The sequence below is a fragment of the Loigolactobacillus rennini DSM 20253 genome (assembly GCF_001436505.1).
Lineage (GTDB): Bacteria > Bacillota > Bacilli > Lactobacillales > Lactobacillaceae > Loigolactobacillus > Loigolactobacillus rennini.
Genome location: NZ_AYYI01000094.1, coordinates 1 through 1,703, shown reverse-complemented (window position 1 = coordinate 1,703; position 1,703 = coordinate 1). Strand labels below are relative to the sequence as shown.

The window sequence follows — 1,703 nt, the reverse complement described above, 5'->3', positions numbered from 1 at the left end:
GTCTACATGACTTCTAGCCATCAAGTCTCACCCCCTTCAGGGGTATTCTTCTCGACCTCTTTGGCAATTTTGGCTCTTTGATACTCGCCTAGCGAGGACAACGGAATACGATTCAAGTCGATAAAGACTTCGTCGCCACCTTCTATTGGCTCATAACCGAAAGCTTGGCGGGATTCGTTATCAGTTATCACACCTTTACTAAATAGTGACGTGATCCGCTCTAGTTTTAATTCTGGGTCAATATCAACCAATCGCGACGTATCAAATTCTAGTTCGTAACCGGAATCAATCGAATTAAAAATCTTAGTCTCCATTTCTGCAATCATCATTTTAAAAATTGGATCCAAGGTGGACTGGAGATACTCTAAGTTAGCCTGTGTAATAGATGTATTAACGGTTTCCACACCTAGTTTGCTAACGGGCAGGCCAAATGCTTTCGCAACTTGATTCGTACTGAATTTATACGAATTCAAAAAGTTTAAAACCTCAGTCGGAATTTTTAAACGAGTAAACTCCATAGTGTCATCAATTGCAACTAAGCCGCCATTCTGTTTCAACTGACTATCGGCAAAATTCTGTTTTAATTGCTTTAAATCCTTGTTAGTAATTTGCCCTTTCTTATATCGCAGTACCGCAGTTGATGTCCCGCCGTTATCAAAAAAGTTTCGCAAAAAACCTTTTGATCCCTGCGAAATTCCGATTTCAAATGCCAGTGAATAAAGTGGACTGTAACCGCGATATCCATCTAGAGTAATATAACGAAAATGCAATATGTCCTTGGGAGCGATGTCAACTGACTTATTTTCATGATTTTCGCTAACGTGGTAGGTTATTTGATTTTTATTTTCGTCATCAAAACTAACCAGATAGTTATGCAAAAAATAAAAACCAGTTACAAAGCCATCTTTGTCACGCAAAATTTCGACAAAAGATTCCCCATTTAACAACATGTTTGCTACCACAATAAATTTAAAGTGCCAGCCGGGTAATTGATCATTCGGATTGTTGTTAAACAAATCCAACACTTTTTCCATAATGGTGTTTGACTCATGCCCTTTATTTTTAAGTTTTGTACTGGCAATATCAGCTGAGATAATCCGGACAGCTGTAAACACATCACTATTACGCAAAGCACGAACGCCAGTGTAACTTGCATGTGCTCCATATTCTTGGTTATATAAAATCCTTTCTAAGTCCCGATTCATCTTTTCCTGTTTGTTACCAAAGCCTAAATCAAGCAACGGCATCATCTATCACCTCCTTTTATTTTTACTTGGGTCATATAATTGATTCATAGTCAAAGCAATCACTACAAAAACAACGCCCCCAATGATAAAGGCCAGTGGTCGCCACATGATATAAAAGCCATATAAAAAACTACCAAGGCCTAAAGCAGCAATGGTAGTCATAACTAATACATATAAAGTTTTATACAAATAACCATCTCCCTAGATAAACAGCGGCATATTTGTCTCAACATCCCATTCGTAATCGCTAGCGATTACAAAGGCAAAAATTGTCGACATTAACGGGTCAATCTTTTCCCGGTTCTTTTTCTTTTCGATCATAATAGAATCGTTAGTATCCTTGGCAACAGCATTCTTAATCGCAACATCCAGTAAAGGATTTTTAGCATGCTTAATGTCGCCGTTGATCGTGCTTAATTTAAAATCCATAATTGGACCGGATAGTGTCGCTGGGCC

The 1,703-nt window shown here is 38.2% G+C and carries 3 protein-coding genes; all 3 read right to left on the bottom strand.

Annotated features, from left to right (window positions below):
• Positions 1–20 precede the first annotated feature (20 nt).
• Positions 21–1,250 carry a phage portal protein gene (locus FC24_RS10230; RefSeq protein ID WP_235807401.1) on the bottom strand — a complete coding sequence of 410 codons (1,230 nt, stop codon included), beginning with the start codon at positions 1,248–1,250 and terminating at the stop codon, positions 21–23.
• 3 nt (positions 1,251–1,253) lie between these two features.
• Positions 1,254–1,436 carry a hypothetical protein gene (locus tag FC24_RS10225; protein WP_057874767.1) on the bottom strand — a complete coding sequence of 61 codons (183 nt, stop codon included), beginning with the start codon at positions 1,434–1,436 and terminating at the stop codon, positions 1,254–1,256.
• Positions 1,437–1,448: 12 nt separating this feature from the next.
• Positions 1,449–1,703 (bottom strand): terminase TerL endonuclease subunit (locus FC24_RS10220; RefSeq protein ID WP_235807400.1); only part of this gene is annotated, 255 nt, incomplete at its 5' end.